The sequence below is a fragment of the Amycolatopsis vancoresmycina genome, from assembly GCF_000716785.1.
GTDB lineage: Bacteria > Actinomycetota > Actinomycetes > Mycobacteriales > Pseudonocardiaceae > Amycolatopsis > Amycolatopsis vancoresmycina.
In genome coordinates, this window is sequence record NZ_JNYY01000001.1 from 999,894 (window position 1) to 1,019,505 (window position 19,612).

13 protein-coding genes are annotated in these 19,612 nt (G+C 71.4%); 5 read left to right on the forward strand and 8 right to left on the reverse strand.

Features of this window, described 5'->3' with window-relative positions; all coding sequences use genetic code 11:
- Positions 1–7: 7 nt before the first annotated feature.
- From OO60_RS04245 to OO60_RS04260, 4 genes are all read left to right on the forward strand, one after another.
- A complete protein-coding gene (locus tag OO60_RS04245; protein WP_003057213.1) occupies positions 8–760 on the forward strand; it encodes an IclR family transcriptional regulator in 753 nt (250 codons plus the stop codon).
- 151 nt (positions 761–911) lie between these two features.
- A complete protein-coding gene (gene glpK / locus OO60_RS04250; RefSeq protein WP_003057207.1) occupies positions 912–2,861 on the forward strand; it encodes a glycerol kinase GlpK in 1,950 nt (649 codons plus the stop codon).
- A gap of 122 nt (positions 2,862–2,983) precedes the next feature.
- The gene (locus tag OO60_RS04255) at positions 2,984–4,123 is read left to right on the forward strand and encodes an MFS transporter (protein ID WP_003057204.1); all 1,140 of its coding nucleotides are present in this window, start codon (positions 2,984–2,986) and stop codon (positions 4,121–4,123) included.
- A gap of 82 nt (positions 4,124–4,205) precedes the next feature.
- Positions 4,206–5,429 carry a cytochrome P450 gene (locus OO60_RS04260; protein ID WP_003057201.1) on the forward strand — a complete coding sequence of 408 codons (1,224 nt, stop codon included), beginning with the start codon at positions 4,206–4,208 and terminating at the stop codon, positions 5,427–5,429.
- 10 nt (positions 5,430–5,439) lie between these two features.
- On the opposite strand, the gene OO60_RS04265 is transcribed toward OO60_RS04260, so the two are convergent.
- Complete coding sequence (locus tag OO60_RS04265; protein ID WP_003057199.1) at positions 5,440–6,270, reverse strand: substrate-binding domain-containing protein; 831 nt, start codon at positions 6,268–6,270, stop codon at positions 5,440–5,442.
- A 238-nt stretch (positions 6,271–6,508) separates the two neighbouring features.
- On the opposite strand from OO60_RS04265, the gene OO60_RS04270 reads away from it, so the two are divergent.
- A complete protein-coding gene (locus tag OO60_RS04270) occupies positions 6,509–7,954 on the forward strand; it encodes a DUF1996 domain-containing protein (protein WP_003057197.1) in 1,446 nt (481 codons plus the stop codon).
- 74 nt (positions 7,955–8,028) lie between these two features.
- Here the strand turns inward: OO60_RS04270 and mmsB are convergent, their stop codons facing one another.
- From mmsB to OO60_RS04305, 7 genes are all read right to left on the reverse strand, one after another.
- Entirely contained in the window at positions 8,029–9,249 is a 1,221-nt protein-coding gene (gene mmsB / locus OO60_RS04275) for a multiple monosaccharide ABC transporter permease (protein ID WP_003057192.1), read from the reverse strand.
- Positions 9,246–10,766: a multiple monosaccharide ABC transporter ATP-binding protein gene (mmsA, locus tag OO60_RS04280; RefSeq protein WP_003057188.1), complete on the reverse strand. Its 1,521-nt coding sequence runs from the start codon at positions 10,764–10,766 to the stop codon at positions 9,246–9,248. Before mmsA ends, mmsB begins: the two co-directional genes overlap by 4 nt.
- Positions 10,763–11,866, reverse strand: a complete 1,104-nt coding sequence (gene chvE, locus OO60_RS04285) for a multiple monosaccharide ABC transporter substrate-binding protein (protein ID WP_003057186.1) — start codon at positions 11,864–11,866, stop codon at positions 10,763–10,765. The genes mmsA and chvE overlap by 4 nt, the downstream gene beginning before the upstream one ends.
- Positions 11,867–11,883: 17 nt before the next feature.
- Positions 11,884–13,383 (reverse strand): L-arabinose isomerase, encoded by a 1,500-nt coding sequence (araA, locus tag OO60_RS04290; RefSeq protein WP_003057183.1) that lies wholly within the window; start codon positions 13,381–13,383, stop codon positions 11,884–11,886.
- Positions 13,384–13,399: 16 nt separating this feature from the next.
- Positions 13,400–14,077 (reverse strand): L-ribulose-5-phosphate 4-epimerase, encoded by a 678-nt coding sequence (locus OO60_RS04295; protein ID WP_033260797.1) that lies wholly within the window; start codon positions 14,075–14,077, stop codon positions 13,400–13,402.
- Entirely contained in the window at positions 14,077–15,705 is a 1,629-nt protein-coding gene (araB, locus tag OO60_RS04300) for a ribulokinase (protein WP_003057180.1), read from the reverse strand. The genes OO60_RS04295 and araB overlap by 1 nt, the downstream gene beginning before the upstream one ends.
- A gap of 70 nt (positions 15,706–15,775) precedes the next feature.
- Complete coding sequence (locus OO60_RS04305; protein ID WP_003057177.1) at positions 15,776–19,588, reverse strand: LamG-like jellyroll fold domain-containing protein; 3,813 nt, start codon at positions 19,586–19,588, stop codon at positions 15,776–15,778.
- Between the last annotated feature and the right edge of the window lie 24 nt (positions 19,589–19,612).

The following is a 19,612-nucleotide window of genomic DNA, read 5'->3' on the forward strand; positions in this document are numbered from 1 at the left end:
TCGCGGCGTGCCGGGTCCGATCCAGTCCATCGAGCGCGCCGCCGCGATCCTGCGGTTGCTGGCGCGCGGTTCGGGGCGCCTCGGTGTCGGCGAGATCGCCGAATCGCTGGAGCTGGCCAAGGGCACCGCGCACGGGATCCTGCGCACGCTGCAGGGCGTCGGGTTCGTCGAACAGGACCGCGACACGGGCAAGTACCAGCTCGGCGCCGCCCTGCTGCACCTGGGCACGAGCTACCTCGACGTCAACGAGCTGCGGTCCCGGGCGATCAACTGGGCGGACGCGCTGGCCGCCCGCAGCGGCGAGGCGGTCCGGATCGGCGCGCCCCTGGAGGGCCGGGTGCTCGTCGTGCACCACGTCTTCCGCCCCGACGACAGCCTGCAGACCCTCGACGTCGGCACGCTGCTGCCCCTGCACGCGACCGCGCTGGGGAAGGTCCTGCTGGCCTACGACACGACGCTGAAGGCGACCCCGGAGCCGTACACGCGCCGCACCCTGGTCACCCAGACGGCGATCAAGCGGGCGTGTGCGAAGGTACGGGAGGCGGGCTGGGCGGCCGAGAACGGCGAGATGATCTCGGGCGAGGCCGGCATCGCCGCGCCGATCCGCGGCCACGGCGGCATCGTGGTCGGCGCGATCGGGGTGTCGGGCGCGGCCGAGCGGATCTGCGAGCCCGACGGCGCCCCGAGCCCGCGGCTGCTGACCCAGGTCCGCGACGCGGCGCGTGCGGTGTCCCGCGACCTCGGCGCGTCCCGATGGTGAAGGAGATGCCGGTGCCCCCCTCTCGCCGCTGCCCGGCCACCCCGCCCGGCGCCGCGCCGATGTCGCGAATGACTCATTCGGGACACCGGAGGTCCCGAATGAGTCATTCGCGACATCCGAACGGGTGCGTCCCCATGGTGAAGGGAGGACGATGGTCCAGCGGTACGTGATGTCCATCGACCAGGGCACCACCTCCACCCGGTGCATCCTGTTCGACGCGCGCGGGCGGCTCGTCTCCGTCGTGCAGCGCGAACACCAGCAGCACTTCCCGCGGCCCGGCTGGGTCGAGCACGACGCGACCGAGATCTGGCGGAACCTCTCCCGGATCGTCCCCCAGGCGCTGGCCGACGCCGGGGCGACCGCGGACCAGGTCGTCGGGCTGGGCATCGCCAACCAGCGGGAGACGACCGTCCTGTGGGACCGGCGCACCGGCAACCCGGTCGGGCGGGCGATCGTCTGGCAGGACACCCGGACCGACGCCATGCTCGAACAGCTCGCCCGCGAACCGGGTGCCGACCGCGTGCGGCAGCTCTGCGGCCTGCCGCTGGCGACCTACTTCTCCGCGCCCCGGATCCGCTGGCTGCTCGAACGCACGCCGGGCCTGCGCGAGCGCGCCGAACGCGGGGACGTCCTGTTCGGGACCATCGAGAGCTGGCTGATCTGGAACCTCACCGGCGGCGCCGAGGGCGGCGTGCACGTCACCGACGTCACCAACGCCTCACGCACGATGCTGATGAACCTGCGCACCCTGAACTGGGACGACGAGCTCCTGGACTTCTTCGACGTGCCGCGCGCGATGCTGCCGGAGATCCGGTCGTCGACGGAGGTTTACGGCACCACCAGCCGCGTCGTGCCCGGCATCCGGATCGCGGCCGCGCTGGGCGACCAGCAGGCCGCGCTGTTCGGCCAGACCTGCTTCGCGCCCGGCGAGGCGAAGTGCACCTACGGCACCGGCAGCTTCCTGCTGCTCAACACCGGCCCGACGCCGGTGCTGTCCACCCACGGGATGCTCACCACGGTCGGCTTCAAGATCGGCGACGAGCCCGCGGTGTACGCCCTGGAAGGCTCGATCGCCGTCACCGGGTCGCTGGTGCAGTGGTTCCGCGACGGCCTGGAGCTGATCGGCAGCGCGCCGGAGATCGAGACCCTGGCGCGCACGGTCGAGGACAACGGCGGCTGCTACATCGTGCCCGCGTTCTCGGGCCTGTTCGCGCCGCACTGGCACAGCGAGGCCCGCGGCGTGATCGCCGGGCTGACGTCGTACATCACGAAGGGCCACCTGGCGCGGGCGGTGCTGGAGGCGACCGGCTGGCAGACCCGCGAGGTCGTCGACGCGATGAACGCCGACTCCGGGCTGGCGCTGTCGACGTTGAAGGTCGACGGCGGGATGACCGCGGACAACCTGCTGATGCAGTTCGTCGCCGACGTGCTGGACGTGCCGGTGGTGCGCCCGATGGTGGCGGAGACGGTGTCGCTCGGCGCGGCTTACGCGGCCGGGCTGTCCGTCGGGTACTGGCCGGACCTGGAGGGGCTGCGGCGCAACTGGCACCGGGCCGGCCAGTGGCTGCCGGCGATGGACCCGGCCCGCCGCGACACCGAGTACGCGCACTGGCGCCAGGCGGTCGAGCTGACGTTCGGCTGGATGCGCCCGGCCCCGGCCGCCGCGGCCCCCGGCTCGGACCTGGTGGAGGTGCTGCTGGCCGACCACCGCCGGTTCGAGCAGCTCCTGCGCGACCTGCGCAACGCCGAAGCCGACCGCCCGGCCCTGGTGGCGGAGCTGGCGGCGTTGCTGGTCGCCCACGCGACGGCGACCGAGCGGATCGTCCGCCCGGAGGCGGCGGCCGAGCCGTTCGCCGACGACCTGCTGGCCGTCCTCGACGGCGACGACTTCGAAAAGGCGTTGCTGCGGCTGGAAAACGTCGTGGACGCCCACGTCCGCGGCGAGGAACGCGGGCTACTGAACGACCTGCGCCGGACGATGTCCACTTCGGACCGGACCGGACTGGGCCGCGCGTTCGTCGCGGAACGCCGCCGCCAGCTCGACCTCGGCTGCGGCGGCGTGGGCCACATCCGCGGCCTCGGCGACCGCCTGAAGCTCTAGCGCGGAAAAGCCCTTGCCCCACCGGCGTCCGGTGGGTCAGGGTGGCTTCAGTCGTCCGGACCCGCCTTGGCCGGGCCGTGTCCCGCCGCCCGGACTTTCCCGGCGGCCACGAGGACTCCCCCATGTCGTCCGGCTATCGTCCGGTGTTGCGCCGTCCCGGCGCCGCCGCCTTCTTCTTCACCGCCGCCGTGGGACGCGTCGGCATCGCCATGACCGGCCTCGGCCTGCTCTGGCTGGTCCACGCCCGCACCGGCGCCTACGGCACGGCGGGTCTCGCCACGGCCGGGTTCGCCCTCGCCGAGGCCGCGCTCGGCCCGCAACTGGCCCGCCTGATCGACCGATACGGCCAGCCGCGCGTCCTGCCGTTTTCCGTTGCCGCGCACGGCATCGCCATCGCCGGCGTGCTCACTGCGCCCGCTCCGGCGATGATCGCCTTCGCGGCTTGCGCCGGCGCGGCCGTCCCGCAGCTCGGCGCCCTCTCCGCGGCCCGCTGGGCGCACCTGCTGCGGCGGACCGGGAACCTGCCGACCGCCTTCTCGCTGGAGTCGTTGGCCAATGCCACGGCGTTCCTCCTCGGACCGGTCCTGGTCACCGCGCTCGGGGCGGCCGGACACGCACCGCTCGCCAGCGCCCTCGCCGCGGCCCTGGTCGTCGGCGGCGGTACGGCCTTGGCCTTCCAGCGCCGGACCGCGCCGCCACCGGGCCGCCCGGAACGCACCCTTTTCCGGGCGCGATTCGTTCGCCTCGCGCTGCTCAACCTGGCTGTCGGGCTGTACTTCGGGACCATGGGCGTCTCGGTGAGCGCGTTCGCCACGGAGCACGGCGTGCCCGGCGCGGCCGCACCGATCGTCGCCGCCGCGAGCCTCGGCGGGCTGGTTTCCGGCTGGCTCTGCGGCCTGCACCGCGCCCCGGCGCATCTCCGGCCCGTCGCCGCCTACCTGACGGGCACGGCGGTGCTGCTTCCGCTTGCGCCGTCCCCGTTCTGGCTCGGCGTCGCGGTGGTGGTGACCGAGGCGGCCATCCCGCCCACCCTGGTCCTGCTGAACGTCCGCACCGAGCAGGCCGTCGACCCGGCGGTCCGCACGCAGGCGTTCACCTGGAACAACTCCGCCAGTGCGGCCGGGTCCGCGCTCGCCGCGTTCCTCGCCGGGCACCTCGCCGACGCAGCGGGCGCTTCCGCAGCCTTCGCGCTCGCCCCGGTGGCCGGTCTGGCCCTGCTCGCGCTGGCCCCGTCCGGCGCGACCGCCCGGCCATCCGGGTGAAGCCGGGTCCGGACCCCTGCCCCGGCCGCGGCGCCGGGGAGAAGACTGCGGGCACCGTTTCTCGCCAACGGAGGGAGCACTCGTGTCCGCAGCCGCCGACGAAGCCTTGCTGTCCCTGTCCAGCCCGGCCGGGCTCGCCGATCCATACCCCGTCTTCGCCAAGCTCCGCGAAGAGACGCCGATCTTCCGCAGCGAAGTCTACGGCGGGTGGGTGCTCAGCCGGTTCGCGGACTGCCAGCAGGTGCTCGCCGACGGCGACACCTTCCGGGTCCTCGACGCCGAGTGGCGCGACCGGCACCGGCCAGGCTGGCGTGACAACCCCGCGATGGCGATGCTCACCAACCTCCTGCCGTGGAAGAACCCGCCGGAACACACGCGCGAGCGCCGCCTGCTCGTCCGCGACTTCACCGTCCGGCGCGTCCAGGCATTGGAGCCCGCCGTCCGCCAGGCCGTCGACCTGGTGCTGGACCGCTTCGCCGACGCCACGGCGGACGGGACCGCGGCGGAGTTCGTCGGCACGGTCCTCTACCCGCTCGGGATGGCCGTGATCGGCGACCTGGTCGGCGTGCCCCACACCGACCACGACCGGCTTCGCCGCGTCACCGACCTGATCGGCAAGCAGGTCGACCCCGCGATGTCACCGGACCTGCGTGCCGAAGTCGACGCGGCCGCCGTCGAATACCGCGACTACTTCACGGACCTGATCGCGCTGCGGCGGGCGGAACCGGCCGGCGACCTGACGTCCGCGCTGCTGGCCCGGCCCGCCACCGGCGAGGAACCGATGTCCGAAGAGGAGGTGCTCAACTCGCTCCTCGTGCTGTTCGGCGGCGGCTACGAGACCACCGCGGGCGCGCTGGGCAACGGGATCCACGCGCTGCTGACCCACCCGGACCAGTTCGCCCTGCTCACCGGCGACCCGGGGCTGGCGGCCGGCGCGACCGAGGAGATCCTGCGGTGGGACGGGGCCGCACAGATGAGCCAGCGCGCGGCCGCCCGCCCGGCCGTGCTCGACGGCCGGGAGATCGCCGCGGACGACGTGGTCGTGATCCTCGCCGGAGCGGCGAACCGCGACCCCGCGCGCTTCGCGGACCCGGACCGCTTCGACATCACCCGCGACGGCGGCCGTGGGCTGTTCTTCGGGCACGGCCTGCACCTGTGCCTCGGTGCGGCGCTGGCGCGGCTCGAAATGACTGTGCTGCTCGAGCAGGTGGGAAAGCGGTTTCCGTCGCTGCAGGCCGGCGGCGAGGTGGAGCGGCGCGCCAACCCGGCGCTGCGCGGGATGGCGGCCCTGCCGCTGACCCGGTGAGCCGCCGCCGCTACGAGCCCCTGAGGCAGCGGCTGCTCTCCCGGACCACGAGCTCGACCTCCGCCGTGTCACGCGCCGGTGCCGGAATCCCGTCGATGCGCGCCGCCAGGGTGGCCAGGGTCTGGCGGCCCGCCGCCACGAAGTCCTGGCGGACCGTCGTCAACGGGGGCGCGAAGTAGGCCGCCTCCGGGACGTCGTCGAAGCCCACCACGTGCGCGTCGCGCGGGACCCGCATGCCCGCTTCCGCGAACGCCGCCAGGAGACCCAAAGCCATGTGGTCATTGGCCGAGAACACCGCGCCCACACCGGATTCGACCGCCAGTGACTGGCCGGCGCGGTAGCCGGAGCGGGCCGACCAGTCGCCGCGGACCACCGGGGGGACCTCGGCTCCGTGGCGCTCCAGGGTCTCGCGCCAGCCGCGCTCGCGGGTGCGGGCCGCCGGGCCGTCCTCCGGGCCGCCGAGGTGCCAGACCGTCGGGTGGCCGAGCTCCAGGAGGTGCTCGGTGGCCCGGCGCGCACCCGCGTACTGGTCGGTCGACGCCGCGGGCACGAGCGGGATCCCCGTCACCGGCGCGAGTTCCGCCAGGAGGTGCCCGTCGAGCATCACGATGCCCGTCACCCCCTGCAGCCGGAGGCCGGCGACCGCCGCCAGCACCGCCGGGCCGCTTTGGCCGGACACGCTGAACACACTCAGCGCGTAGTCCTGCTCGCGCGCGGCCGCGCGGAGGCCGTGCAGGACCGGTCCCGACGCCGACGCCCCGGTCGCGATCACGCCGAGCGTGCCCCGCCCGCGCATCCGCGCACCGAGCGGACCGGCCGGACCTGCGTCGTCCACGGACATGCGTCGATGTTAGCGATCACAGAGTGGGACGTGAACTTTCTTCACCTTCCATAAATAACGAACAGATAACGGCCTGAACCGGTCTCCGCCCGCATCCGTTCCCCCCAATGCCGGAACCAGTGACACCGGGCGCGTCCCCCGATACCCGCGACCCGGTGCCGCTCCCCGGGTTCCGCGCGTCTCCAGCCCGGGCACGCAGGCTTTCTTCGGCGTGCCCGGAAAACCGAACGAGGTGACCATGGCCCGGAATACCACCCGCACCCCCGCCACGGGCAGACATCGCATCACCCGCCGCACGAAGATCGCGACCGGTGGTCTGGCCCTCGCGCTCGCGGTCGGCGGCATCGTCGTCGCGACCACCGCCGGGCGCACCGGCGAGGCCAGTGCCGATCCCGCCGACAAGTCGTTCTTCATCGACATCGCGAAGGTGCCGTCCGGTGTGAACGTGAACAAGGCGCTGCAGCGGAAGGGCGCCCGCGGCACGTTCACCGTGGACTGCGGCCGCAACGAGAACCAGCACTTCAACCCGGACAACTTCATCGCCCAGCCGGGGATCAAGAACGGTGCCCAGCACCTGCACGACTACGTCGGCAACCTCTCGACCAACGCCGACTCCAACAACAAGAGCCTGGTGAAGGCCGGCACGACCTGCAAGAACGGCGACAAGTCCGCCTACTTCTGGCCCGTCGTCCGCATCGACACCGGCGACGCCGAGAAGAACCCGCCCGCCACGCAGCCCGACCGCGCCGGCAGCGCCAAGGACAAGGCGAGCGCGCAGGTCGACTGCCCGGACGTCGCGAGCAAGCTGCCCGACGTGCCGGACCAGGCGATGGACGAGGTCAACCGCAACCTCGACCTGCTCGACAAGCAGATCGACGAGGCCAACAAGCGGATCGCGAACGGCGACCTCAAGACCCCGCAGGACATCCAGAACGCCGTCGTCGGCCCGCTCAAGGACAAGCGCGCGGCCACCATCGACCGGATCGCCATCGCGATCGGCCGCCGCGCCGCGAAGCCGACGAACCTCGGCGGGCTCGCGCAGTGCGTGCTCAAGCAGAACGGCCAGGGCGGCCTCGACAACGGCGGCCAGAACAGCAATGGCCAGCCGGCGGAACTGCCCGGGGTCAACGACAAGAACGAGGTCGGCGACAACGACGGCGAGATCCAGCGCGTCCAGTCGGCGACGATCACCTTCACCAGCGGCGGCGCGCAGAAGGTCGTCGCGATGCCGCAGTTCCTCCGCATCCTCTACGGCGACGCCAAGCAGAGCACCAACGGGCCGGCCAACGCCCGGCCGAGCTGGACGTGCACCGGCTTCGAGGACCGGCTCACCGACCACTACCCGATCTGCCCACCGAACAGCAAGGTCGAGCGCATCCACGCCTTCCCGAACTGCTGGGACGGCAAGAACATCGACAGCACCAACCACCGCACGCACATCGTGTTCGCCGACCAGCAGGGCAAGTGCCCGCAGGGCTTCAAGAACGTGCCGCAGCTGGTGATCAAGCTGGTCTACAACATCCCGCACGACATCCAGGTCAAGGGCCAGTACAAAGTGGACGCCTTCGCCCAGGAGAAGCACAACCCGCGTTCGGACCACGACGACTTCGCGAACGTCATGGGCCAGCGCCTGATGAACCAGGTCGTCAACTGCATCAACACCGGCAAGCGCTGCAGCCAGTAGCCCGGCGGTCGTGAGTGGTAAGGCGGGTTCTAACCCTCCTTACCACTCACGACCCAGCCGCGGCAGACCCTGGGTCAGGAGGCCGCGCGGCGTTTTGTCCAGATGTCGTAGGCCACCGCCGCCAGCAGGACCACGCCCTTGACCAGCATCACGCGCTCGCTCGGGGCGCCGATCAGGGACATGCCGTTGTTGATCACCGCCATGATCAGGCCGCCCGTGATCGCGCCGACCACCTTGCCGACGCCGCCCTGGACCGCCGCGCCGCCGATGAAGGCCGCCGCGATCGCGTCCAGCTCGAAGTTGACGCCCGCCGTCGGGCCCGCCTGGTTCAGGCGGCCGGCGAAGATGATCCCGGCCAGCGCGGCCAGCACGCCCATGTTGACGAAGATCCAGAACGTCACCTGCTTGACCTTGACGCCCGAGAGCGTCGCGGCCTGCAGGTTGCCGCCCACGGCGTAGATGTGCCTGCCGAACACCGACTTCCCGGCCACCAGCGAGTAGCCGAGCACCAGCGCCGCCAGCAGGATCAGCACCCACGGCAGGTTCTTGAACCGGGCCAGCTGCACGACCAGCGCCAGCACCAGCACCGCGATCCCGGCGAGCTTGAGCACGAACACCCCGAACGGGTCGACGTCCTGGCCGTAGCCCAGCCGGCCCATCCGCTTGCGCCACTGCGTGAACACGATCCCCGCCACCGCGGCGACGCCGGCCAGCAGCGACACCAGGTCGGCGCCGCCCAGCGGGCCGAGGCCGATGTTGCCCAGGTAGCCGTCGGTGAAGCCGTTGGACAGCGTGCGGATCGCGTCCGGGAACGGGCCGATGCCCTGGTTGCCCAGCACCGTCAGGGTCAGCGCCCGGAACGCCAGCATGCCGGCCAGCGTCACGATGAACGCCGGGATGCCGAAGTAGGCGACCCAGTAGCCCTGCCACGCGCCGATCGCCGCGCCGACGACGAGGGTGATCAGCACCGCGAGGAACCACGGCACGTGCGAGTTCACCATCAGCACCGCCGACACCGCGCCGGTCATCGCGACCACCGACCCGGCGGACAGGTCGATGTGCCCGGAGATGATCACCAGGATCATCCCGATCGCGAGGATCAGCACGTAGCTGTTCTGCACGATGATGTTGGAGATGTTCTGCGGTTCCAGCAGCGCGCCGCCGGTGAGCACCTCGAACAGCACCACGATCAGCGCGAACGCGACGTAGATGCCGCTCTGGCGCGGGTTGATCGAGATCCTCCGCTTGGAGCGCTCAACCGGGGGCACGGCGGGCCGCGCTTCGGTCGTGGTCATTCCCGTTCCTTAGTCATGTACTGCATCAGCAGTTCCTGGGTGGCTTCTTCGCGCTGCGCCTCGCCGGTGATCCGCCCCGCCGACAGCGCGTAGATCCGGTCGCAGAGCCCGAGCAGCTCCGGCAGCTCGGAGGAGATGACCAGGACGGCCTTCCCCTGGGCGGCCAGCTCGTTGATGATCGTGTAGATCTCGAACTTGGCGCCCACGTCGATGCCGCGGGTCGGCTCGTCCAGGATCAGCACGTCCGGATCGGTGAAGATCCACTTGGCCAGCACGACCTTCTGCTGGTTGCCGCCGGAGAGCTTCCCGGTCACGCTCTGCACGCTCGGTGCCTTGATCCGCAGATCGCGGCGGTAGGAGTTGGCGGTGTCGTGCTCGGCGTGCTCGTTGACCCAGCCACGCCGGGCCAGCTTGCCCAGCCCGGCCGCGGACACGTTGCGCTGGATGTCCTCGATCAGGTTGAGCCCGTAGCGCTTCCGGTCCTCGGTGGCGTAGGCGATGCCGTGGCGGACGGCCTCCTGCACCGAGCGGACCTCGATCTCCTCGCCGTGCTTGAAGATCTTCCCGGAGATGTCCTTGCCCCACGACCGGCCGAACACGCTCATCGCGAGCTCGGTGCGGCCGGCTCCCATCAGCCCGGCCAGGCCGACGATCTCCCCGCGCCGCAGTGAAAGCGACGCGCGGTCGACGACGACCCGCCCGGCCTGGGTGGGGCTGTGGACCGTCCAGTCCTCGATCCGCAGCACCTCTTCGCCGATCTCCGGCTCCCGGGGCGGGAACCGGTGCTCGAGGTCGCGGCCGACCATCCCGGTGATGATCCGCTCTTCCGTCAGCCCCGCCGCGTCGAGCGTTTCGATCGTCCTGCCGTCACGCAGGATCGTGACGGTGTCGGCGATCGCCGTCACCTCGCCGAGCTTGTGCGAGATGATCACGCACGTGACGCCCTCGTCCCGCAGCCCGCGCAGCAGCTCGAGCAGGTGGGCCGAGTCGTCGTCGTTGAGCGCCGCGGTGGGCTCGTCGAGGATCAGCAGCTTGACCTCTTTGGACAGTGCCTTGGCGATCTCGACCAGCTGCTGCTTGCCGACACCGAGTTCCTGCACCGCCCGCGTGGCGTTTTCGGCGAGGCCGACGCGCTTGAGCAGCGCGCCGGCCTCGTGGTTGGTGCGGTTCCAGTCGATCCAGCCCCGCTTCTGCTGTTCGTTGCCGAGGAAGATGTTCTCCGCGATCGACAACTGGCCGCACAGCGCGAGTTCCTGGTGGATGATCACGATCCCGCGCCGTTCGCTGTCGCGCACCGACCCGAACTCGCACCGCTGCCCGTCGAAGGTGATCTCGCCGTCGTAGCTCCCGTGCGGGTAGACACCCGAGAGCACCTTCATCAGGGTGGACTTCCCGGCGCCGTTCTCCCCGCAGATCGCGTGGATTTCCCCGCGGCGCACGGAAAGGGTGACGTCCGACAGCGCCTTGACCCCGGGGAAGGTCTTGGTGATCCCGCGCATGCCGAGCAGTTCGGTCATTTCAGCTGACCTGCCGTGTAGTAGCCCGACTCGACGAGTTCCTTCTCGTAGTTGGCCTTGTCCACGGTGACCGGCTGCAGCAGGTAGGACGGGACGACCTTCTTGCCGTTGTCGTAGTCCTTGGTGTTGTTGACCTCGGGCTTGCCGCCCTTGAGCACCGCGTCGGCCATCTTGACGGTGGTGTCGGCGAGCTTGCGGGTGTCCTTGAAGATCGTCGAGTACTGCTCACCGGCGATGATGGACTTGACCGAGGCGACCTCGGCGTCCTGGCCGGTGACGACCGGGTACGGCTGGCCGGCGGTGCCGTAGCCGTTGCTCTTCAGGGCCGAGAGGATGCCGATGGACAGGCCGTCGTACGGCGAGAGCACGCCCTGGACCTTCGCGCCACCGGTGTAGGTCTTGGTGAGCAGGTCCTCCATGCGGCGCTGCGCGGTGGCCGGGTCCCAGCGCAGGATGGCCGCGCGGGCGAAGTCGGTCTGGCCGCTCTTGACGACCAGCTTGCCGCTGTCCATCAGGGGCTTGAGGACCGACATCGCGCCGTTGAAGAAGAAGGTCGCGTTGTTGTCGTCCGGCGAACCGGCGAACAGCTCGACATTGAACGGCCCCGCGCCCGTGCCCAGGCCCTTGACCAGCGAGTTCGCCTGCTCGACGCCGACCTTGAAGTTGTCGAAGGTGGCGTAGTAGTCGACGTTCGGCGAGTTGCGGATCAGCCGGTCGTAGGCGATGACCGGGATCTTCTTGTCGGCCGCCTCCTGCAGCTGGGTGGTGATGGCGGTGCCGTCGATCGAGGCGATGACCAGGAGCTTGGCGCCCTTGGTGATCTGGTTCTCGATCTGGTTGACCTGGGTGGGGATGTCGTTCTCGGCGTACTGCAGGTCGACCTTGTAGCCGAGCTTCTCCAGGGCGGCCTTGATGTTGTCGCCGTCGTGGATCCAGCGTTCCGACGACTTCGTCGGCATGGTGACGCCGACGAGGCTGCCCTCGGCACCGGCGCCGGGCGCCGCCGTCTGGTCCGCGGTCTTCTGGCTCGAACCGCACGCCGACAGCGTGAGCGCGAGCCCCGCGGCGGCGAGGGCCGCGATTCCTCTGGTGAACTTCATCGTTCCTTCTTCCTTTCTCAGAAGCCCTGAGCGAGCCGGTGGTACGCCTGGTTCCAGCGGATGCGGTCGGCGAAGTCGTGCGGGGTGGTGCCGGAGTCGATCACCAGCAGTTCGACGCCGAGCAGGTTCGCGAAGTCGCGAAGGGTTTCCGTGCCCACGGCCTGGGTGAGCACGGTGTGGTGCGGGCCGCCCGCGGTGATCCAGGACTCCGCGGACGTCGACAGGGACGGCGCCGGCTCCCAGACCGCCCGGGCGACCGGCAGGTTCGGCAGCGGCTCGTCCGGCGCGACGACGTCGATCTCGTTGGCCACCAGCCGGAAGCGGTCGCCCAGGTCGACCAGGCCGAGGACGACACCGGGTCCGGGGGCGGCGTCGAACACGAGCCGGACCGGGTCTTCGCGGTTGCCGATGCCCAGCGCGTGGATCTCGCACGATGGCTTGGCGGCGGCGATGCTCGGGCAAACCTCGAGCATGTGCGCGCCGAGGATCTTCGGCTTGCCCGGCCCGAAGTGGTAGGTGTAGTCCTCCATGAACGACGTGCCGCGGGTCTTGCCGACACCCATCGCCTTGACCGCGGCGAGCAGCGCCGAGGTCTTCCAGTCGCCCTCGCCGCCGAAGCCGTAGCCGTCGGCCATCAGCCGCTGCACCGCGAGGCCGGGCAGCTGCCGCAGCCCGCCGAGGTCCTCGAAGTTCGTGGTGAACGCGCCGAAGCCGCCGTCGGTGAGGAACTTCCGCAGCCCGGCCTCGATGCGTGCGGCGTAGCGCAGCGACTCGTGCCGCGCTCCCCCGGCCGCCAGATCCGGGACCACGTCGTAGTCCGCCGCGTAGGCCGCGACCAGTTCGTCCACATCGGACACCGCGTCGACCAGCTCGACCAGGTCGTTGACGCCGTAGGTGTTGACCGAGACGCCGAACCGCAGCTCGGCCTCGACCTTGTCGCCTTCGGTCACCGCGACGTCGCGCATGTTGTCGCCGAACCGGGCCAGCCGCAGGTTGCGCAGGTGGTCGGCGCCGATCGCGGCCCGCGCCCACGCGTCGATCCGCGCGACGACGGCGGGGTCGGACACGTGCCCGGCGACGGTCTTGCGCGGCACGCCGAGGCGGGTCTGGATGAACCCGAACTCGCGGTCGCCGTGCGCGGCCTGGTTGAGGTTCATGAAGTCCATGTCGATGGTCGACCACGGCAGGGCTTCGTTGAGCTGCGTGTGCAGGTGCAGCAGCGGCTTGCGCAGCGCGTCGAGCCCGGTGATCCACATCTTCGCGGGCGAGAAGGTGTGCATCCACGCGATCACGCCGACGCAGGCGGCGTCGGCGTTGGCCTCCTGCAGCACCCGGCGGATCGACGCGGCCTCGGTCAGCACCGGCTTGCCGACGATCTCGGCCGAGAGCGCGCCGGAGGCGGTGAGCAGCTGCTGGATGCGCAGCGACTGGCCGGCGACCTGCTCGAGGGTCTCCTCGCCGTAGAGGGCCTGGCTCCCGGTGAGGAACCAGAGCTGGGGTTTCGATGCCGAAGTCATCGTTCTCCTTGGGAAGTCAGTGCTGGCCGTAGACGTTCTGGTACCGGGCGTAGAGCCGGTCGACGTCCTCGGGCGGGAGGGGTTCGGGCGTGCCGAGCTCGAAGGCCTTGTGGACGGTGCGGGCCACGTCCTCGACCATCACCGCGGCCTTGACCGCGTCGCGCGCGGTGCGGCCGACGGTGAACGGGCCGTGGTTGCGCATCAGCACCGCGGGCGAGCGGCTGGCGCGAAGCGTTTCGACGATGCCGCGGCCGATGGAGTCGTCGCCGATCAGGGCGAACGGCCCGACCGGGATCTCCCCGCCGAACTCGTCGGCGATCATCGTCAGCACGCACGGGATCGGCTCGCCGCGGGCCGCCCACGCCGTGGCGTAGGTCGAGTGCGTGTGCACCACCCCGCCGATCTCCGGCATGTGCCGGTAAACGTAGGCGTGCGCGGCGGTGTCCGACGACGGCGCCAGCTCGCCTTCGACGAGTTCGCCGTGCAGGTCGGTGACCACCATCGTGTCCGCGGACAGGTTGTCGTAGGACACGCCCGAGGGCTTGATGACCAGCAGGTCCCGGCCGGGGACCCGCGCCGAGACGTTGCCCGCGGTCCAGATGACCAGCTCGTTGCGGGTCAGCTCGCCGTGCAGCTTCGCCACCGTGTCCCGCAGTTCGGCGACGGTGTCGAGCACTTCACCGGTCAGCGACATCAGGACTGTCCTTTCGCGACGGCGCGCTTGCGGGCGGCCAGCCGGTGCATGACATCGTTGCCGCCACGGCCGAAGTAGTCGTGGAGCTCGGTGTATTCGGCGTACAGCTCGTCGTAGGCGGTGACGTGCGCGGGCACCGGCCGGTACACCGCGCGCTCGACCGAGCCCATCGCGGCGGCGGCCACCCGGATGTCCGCGTGCGCCCCGGCGGCGACGGCCGCGTGGATGGCCGACCCGAGCGCGGGCCCCTGCGCCGAGCCGATCACCGACAGCGGGAGGTTGGTGACGTCGGCGTAGATCTGCATGAGCAGCGCGTTCTTCGCCAGGCCGCCCGCGATGATCAGCTCGGTGACCGGGACGCCGGCGGCGCTGAACGTCTCGATGATCTTCCGGGTGCCGAAGGCGGTCGCCTCCAGCAGCGCGCGGTAGACGTCCTCGGCGCGGGTGGCCAGCGTCTGCCCGACGATCACACCGGACAGCTCGTGGTCGACCAGCACCGACCGGTTGCCGCTGTGCCAGTCCAGGGCGATCAGGCCGTGCTCGCCGATCTCCTGCCGGGCGGCGAGGCGGGTCAGCTCCTCGTGCGAGGCACCGGCGAAGTGCTCGACGAACCACCCGAAGATGTCGCCGACGCCGCTCTGACCGGCCTCGTACCCCCACAGCCCGGGCACGATCCCGCCTTCGACGACCCCGCACATGCCGGGGACCTCGTGCAGTTCGGCACCGTTCATCACGTGGCACGTCGAGGTGCCCATGATCGCCACCATCTGCCCCGGTTCGACGGCCTGGGCGGCGGGCGCGGTGACGTGGGCGTCAACGTTGCCAACGGCCACGGCGATGCCTTCGGGCAGCCCGGTCCACGACGCGGCTTCGGCCGACAGCGAACCGGCCCGGGAGCCCAGTTCGCCCAGGGGGTGCTCCAGCTTTTCGGCCACGAAGGACTCGAAGCCGGGGGCGAGCTCGCGGAGGAAGTCGCGGCTCGGGTACTGGCCGTCCTGCAGGATGCCCTTGTAGCCGGCGGTGCAGGCGTTGCGGACGTAGCTGCCGGTGAGCTGCCAGACGATCCAGTCGGCCGCCTCCACCCAGTGCCGCATGGCGGCGTAGACCTCGGGTGCCTCTTCGAAGACCTCGAGGCCCTTGGCGAACTCCCACTCCGAGGAGATCAGCCCGCCGTAGCGCGGGAGCCACTTCTCGCCGCGGGCGCGGGCCAGCTCGTTGATCCGCACGGCCTGCGGCTGCGCCGAGTGGTGCTTCCAGAGCTTCACGTACGCGTGCGGGTTGCTCTCGAACTCGGGCAGTTCGCACAGCGGGGTGCCGTCCGCGGTTGCCGGCACCATCGTGCACGCGGTGAAGTCGGTGGCGATGCCGACGACGTCGCCCGCGTCGACGCCGGCGTCCCGCAGCGCCGCCGGTACGGCGTTGCGGAGCACTCCGACGTAGTCCCCGGGCACCTGCAGCGCCCATTCCGGTGGCAGCGCGCGGCCCGTGGCGGGCAGCGTCTCGTCGAGCACCCCGTGCGGGTACTCGAAGACGGCGGAGCCGAGCTCCGCTCCGTCACGGACCCGCACGACCACCGCGCGGCCCGACAACGTGCCGAAGTCCACGCCGACGGTGAGTGGTTCTCCCACGTGTCCTCCCTCCTGGATTGGTGACCGGGACGCGGCGCGGGCGGCGGTGAACGCGCCGCGTCCCGGGGTCTTAGCGGCCGGTGAGGACCAGCGTCGTCACGGAGTTGGCCGGCAGCGTCAGCTTCGACGTCGCGGCGAGCCCGGTGATCTCCCTGGTCTGCGGCACGATGGCGGACGGCGCGGCGAGGCTGTTGCGCCCCGCCGGGTCGCCGGTGAGCGTGGTGAGCGTGCCGGTGCCGTCGACGGCGGTGACGCCGGTCAGCGACAGCCGGGCGGTCTGCACCTGCTGGGTCGGGTTGACGAGTTTGACCGTGAAGGTCTTCCTTCCGCTCTTCGTGGTCACGTTGACCACCTGGCGCAGGGGGCTGCCCTGGTTGAGGCGGCTGGTGACGATCTGCTTGCCGAGGGTGCTGGAGAACATCTGCTGCACCCAGTACGACGGCGAGGCGTAGCTCGTCCCGGCGTCGAAGCCGATCAGGTTGACCGGCCAGTTGGACTGGTTCTCCTGCACCAGCACCGGCGCGTACATCGAGCCGATGACGACGTCGCTGTTGCGTTCGAGGCCGGTGAGGAACGCGGCTTCGCCGATGGCGGCGGCCAGGGTGCCGGTGGGCCGGCCGTCCTGGGCGCCGTACTCGCCGACCAGGATGTCCGGGCCGGAGCGGTCGGCGGTGTCGTAGCGGGTGGAGTTGTCGGTGAACCACTGCGGCGACTGGTAGTAGTGGTCGTCCGCGGCGTCCGGGCGGATGCCCGGCGTGGTCGACGCGGCCCCGCCCTGCAGGCCGCCGGTGGTGGCGACGACCGTCAGCTGCGGGTACTTCGCCTTGATGGCGTTGTACATGTCCGTGTAGCGCCAGGCGTAGCTGCCCGAGCCGTCGAACCAGTCCTCGTTGCCGACCTCGACGTAGTGCAGGTCGAACGGCGCCGGGTGCCCGTCGACGATCCGCTTGGCGCCCCACGTCGTGGTGCTGTCGCCGATGGCGTACTCGATCTCGTCGAGGGCTTCCTGGACGTAGGCCGGGTAGTCGGCCTGGTCGACGTGCTGGCCGTTGAGCGTGTACCCGGCGAACAGCGCGAGCAGCGGCTGGGCGCCGATGTCCTCGGCGAGCTTCAGGTAGTCGAGGATGCCGAAGCCGTCGGTGGACCAGTAGCCCCACGCGGTGTTCTGGTGGCCGGGCCGCTGCTCCAGCGGGCCGATCGTGTTCTTCCACGCGAACCGGGTGTCGAGGGTGTTGCCTTCGAGGTAGTTGCCGCCGGGGACGCGGAACAGGCCGAGCTTCATCGCGGCGAGCTTCTGCCCGAGGTCGGCGCGGACGCCGTTGGGCCGGTTCTTGAAGGTCGGCGGGAACAGCGACACCTGCTGGAACCAGGCGTCCCCGCTCAGGGCCTTCTTCCCCTTGTTGACCAGGGAGACGACGATCCGGTTGTCGGTGGACGCGGCGACCGTCGACGGCGTGGTGAAGCTGAAGGTCTGCTGCGCCCAGCTCGCCCCGACCGGCTGGACGTCCTTGCTCGCCAGGACCGTGCCGTCCGGCTTCTCCAGGCTGACCCGGACCGCGCCGGTCCAGCTGCCCTTGGCGAAGAAGCTGCCGGTGTACTTGGTCGACGGCTTGGCGGCGACGCCGTAGAAGCCGACGTTCGCGGCGGCCACCCGGCCCGCGGCCGGGACGGTGTCCGCGTGCAGCTTGAGCGAGCGGTCGAGCGCGGTGTTGAGCGGGCTGGCGGTGTCGACCGAGTAGGCGCCGGTCGCGCCCGCCGAGGTGAGCAGCGACCAGTACGGCACCGGCGTGTTGCCCGCGCCGCTGCCGGGCTGGTGGCCCTCCTTGAACGTGCGGTTGCGGACGAGCTCGGCGTAGAGGCCGCCTTCGACCGAGTGGCTGATGTCTTCGAGGATCGAGCCGTAGGTGGTCGGCCGGGTGTTGGCCCGGACGACGTTGGCGTCCACCGCGAGCTGGTTGGCCCCGGCGAGGGTGCCGATCTGGGCCGCGGTGAGCGGGAAGCGGCGCAGCTCGACTTCGTCGACGGCGCCGGTGAAGCCGGAGCCGACGGTGAAGGGCGCCGCCGCGGTGCCCGAGGCCGGGCACACGGAGACGTCCAGGGTCGTGCCGGTGGGCGTCCCGCAGGTGCTGGTGACCGCGGAGGCGTCGCCGTCGGCGTAGACGGTGAGCCGCTGGGCGGCGCGGTCGAGGACGAGGGCGGCGTGGTGCCAGGTGCCGTCGGCGAGGCCGCCGCCGTTCGTGGTCACCTGGATGGTGCCGACGCGGGCGGTTAGCTTGCCGCCGGTGACGCCGAGCGCGTAGCCGTCGCCGTGGCCGACCAGCGTGCCGGACGCGGTGGTGCGGAACCACGCGGCCAGCGAGAGCGAGCCGGTGCCGGTGTCGAACGCGGGCGAGCTGCCCATGTCCACAGTGGACTTGCCGTCGAACTGGACGGCCTTGCCGGCCGCCCCCGCGGTCCACGTCGCTCCGCGAAGGGTGCCGTCGGCCGCGTTGGCCGAGGAGTCATGGGCGATCGTGCCGGTGCCTTCGTCGAAGTGCCACGAGCCGCTGGCGGCCAGCGCGGCGACGGCCGACGCGGTCAGCGGCGTCGGGTACGCGCGGACGTCGTCGACGCCGCCGTCGAACCAGTCGGCGGGGCTGCCCGCCCACTTGCCGCGGCCGATCTCCAGGTGCCCGGCCGCGGTCCACGGCGTGGTGAACGGGACGCTCTGCTGCAGCGTGCCGTTGACGTACAGGGAAAGCGTGCCCGCGGCCCGGTTGTAGACGCCGACGACGTGCTGCCACTGGCCGGCCTGTGCGGGCAGCGTCGACACGGCCGAGGAGGAAGCCGAATCGCCGTCGCTCGCGCGCCGGGTGAAGGCGAACCGGCCGTCGGCGGCGCGCTGGAGGTAGAAGCCGCTGATGGTGCTGCCGTCCACGCTCACCGCGGTGCGGAACCCGCCCGCCGCGGTGGGCTTGACCCAAGCCGACACCGAGAAGCTCTGCGCGGTGTCCACGACCGGGGCCGGGACGTCGACCGCGGCGTCGGTGCCGTTCAGCGCGACGCCGTGCGGGCCGACGACGCCGTCGCCCCAAGCCGCGCCGCCGGTCAGGGTGGCGGTACGCGCGTCGAGGGAGTCGTCCGCCGTCGTCGTGCCGGTGCCCTCGTCGAGGCCCCAGTGCCCGGCGATGGCCAGGCGCGCGGCGTCGGCGGCGGTCAGCGCGCCCGAGTAGGCGCGGACGTCGTCGATCGTGCCGTCGACGAAGTCCACCGGGTTGCCGCCGTACTTGCCGCGGCCGATCACCAGGTGGCCGGTGCCCGCCCACGCGGTGGGCGCGGCGACGGTGGCCTGGCGGGTGCCGTCGACGTACAGCGACAGCGTCGACGCGGCCGAGTCGTACACGCCGGTCAGCTGGTACCACTGGCCGGCGACCGGGTCGAAGTTCGCGCCCGCCACGACGCCGTCGGTCGGGGCGTCGCCGGCCAGCCGGGTGAAGGCGAACCGGCGGGAGTCGTCGCGGAACTGCAGGAAGAAGTTGCTGACCTGGGCGCCGTCGACGCTGACGAACGTCTGGTAGCCGGACGTCTTGTCCAGCTTCACCCAGCTGCTCACCGAGAAGCTCTTGGTCGTGTCGAGCACCGGCGCGCCGGCGTCGGCGAACCCGTTGGCCCCGTCGGTCGTGAGGGCGCCGCCGCGGATGCCCGGCCCCCAGCCCGCGCCGCCGGTCAGCGTGGCCGGGTGGGACCCCGCGGTGTCGGCGGCGGTCGTCCCGCTGCCGTCGTCGAACGTCCAGTGCCCGGACAGACCCGGCTCGGGGTCCGCCGCGGCCGCCGTCACGGGCAGCGCGGAGAACAGCGTCAGGGCCGCGAGCACGGCCAGGGGGCGCCGGAATCTGCGGGGCATGGCTCTCCTTTGAGCGTTCACGCT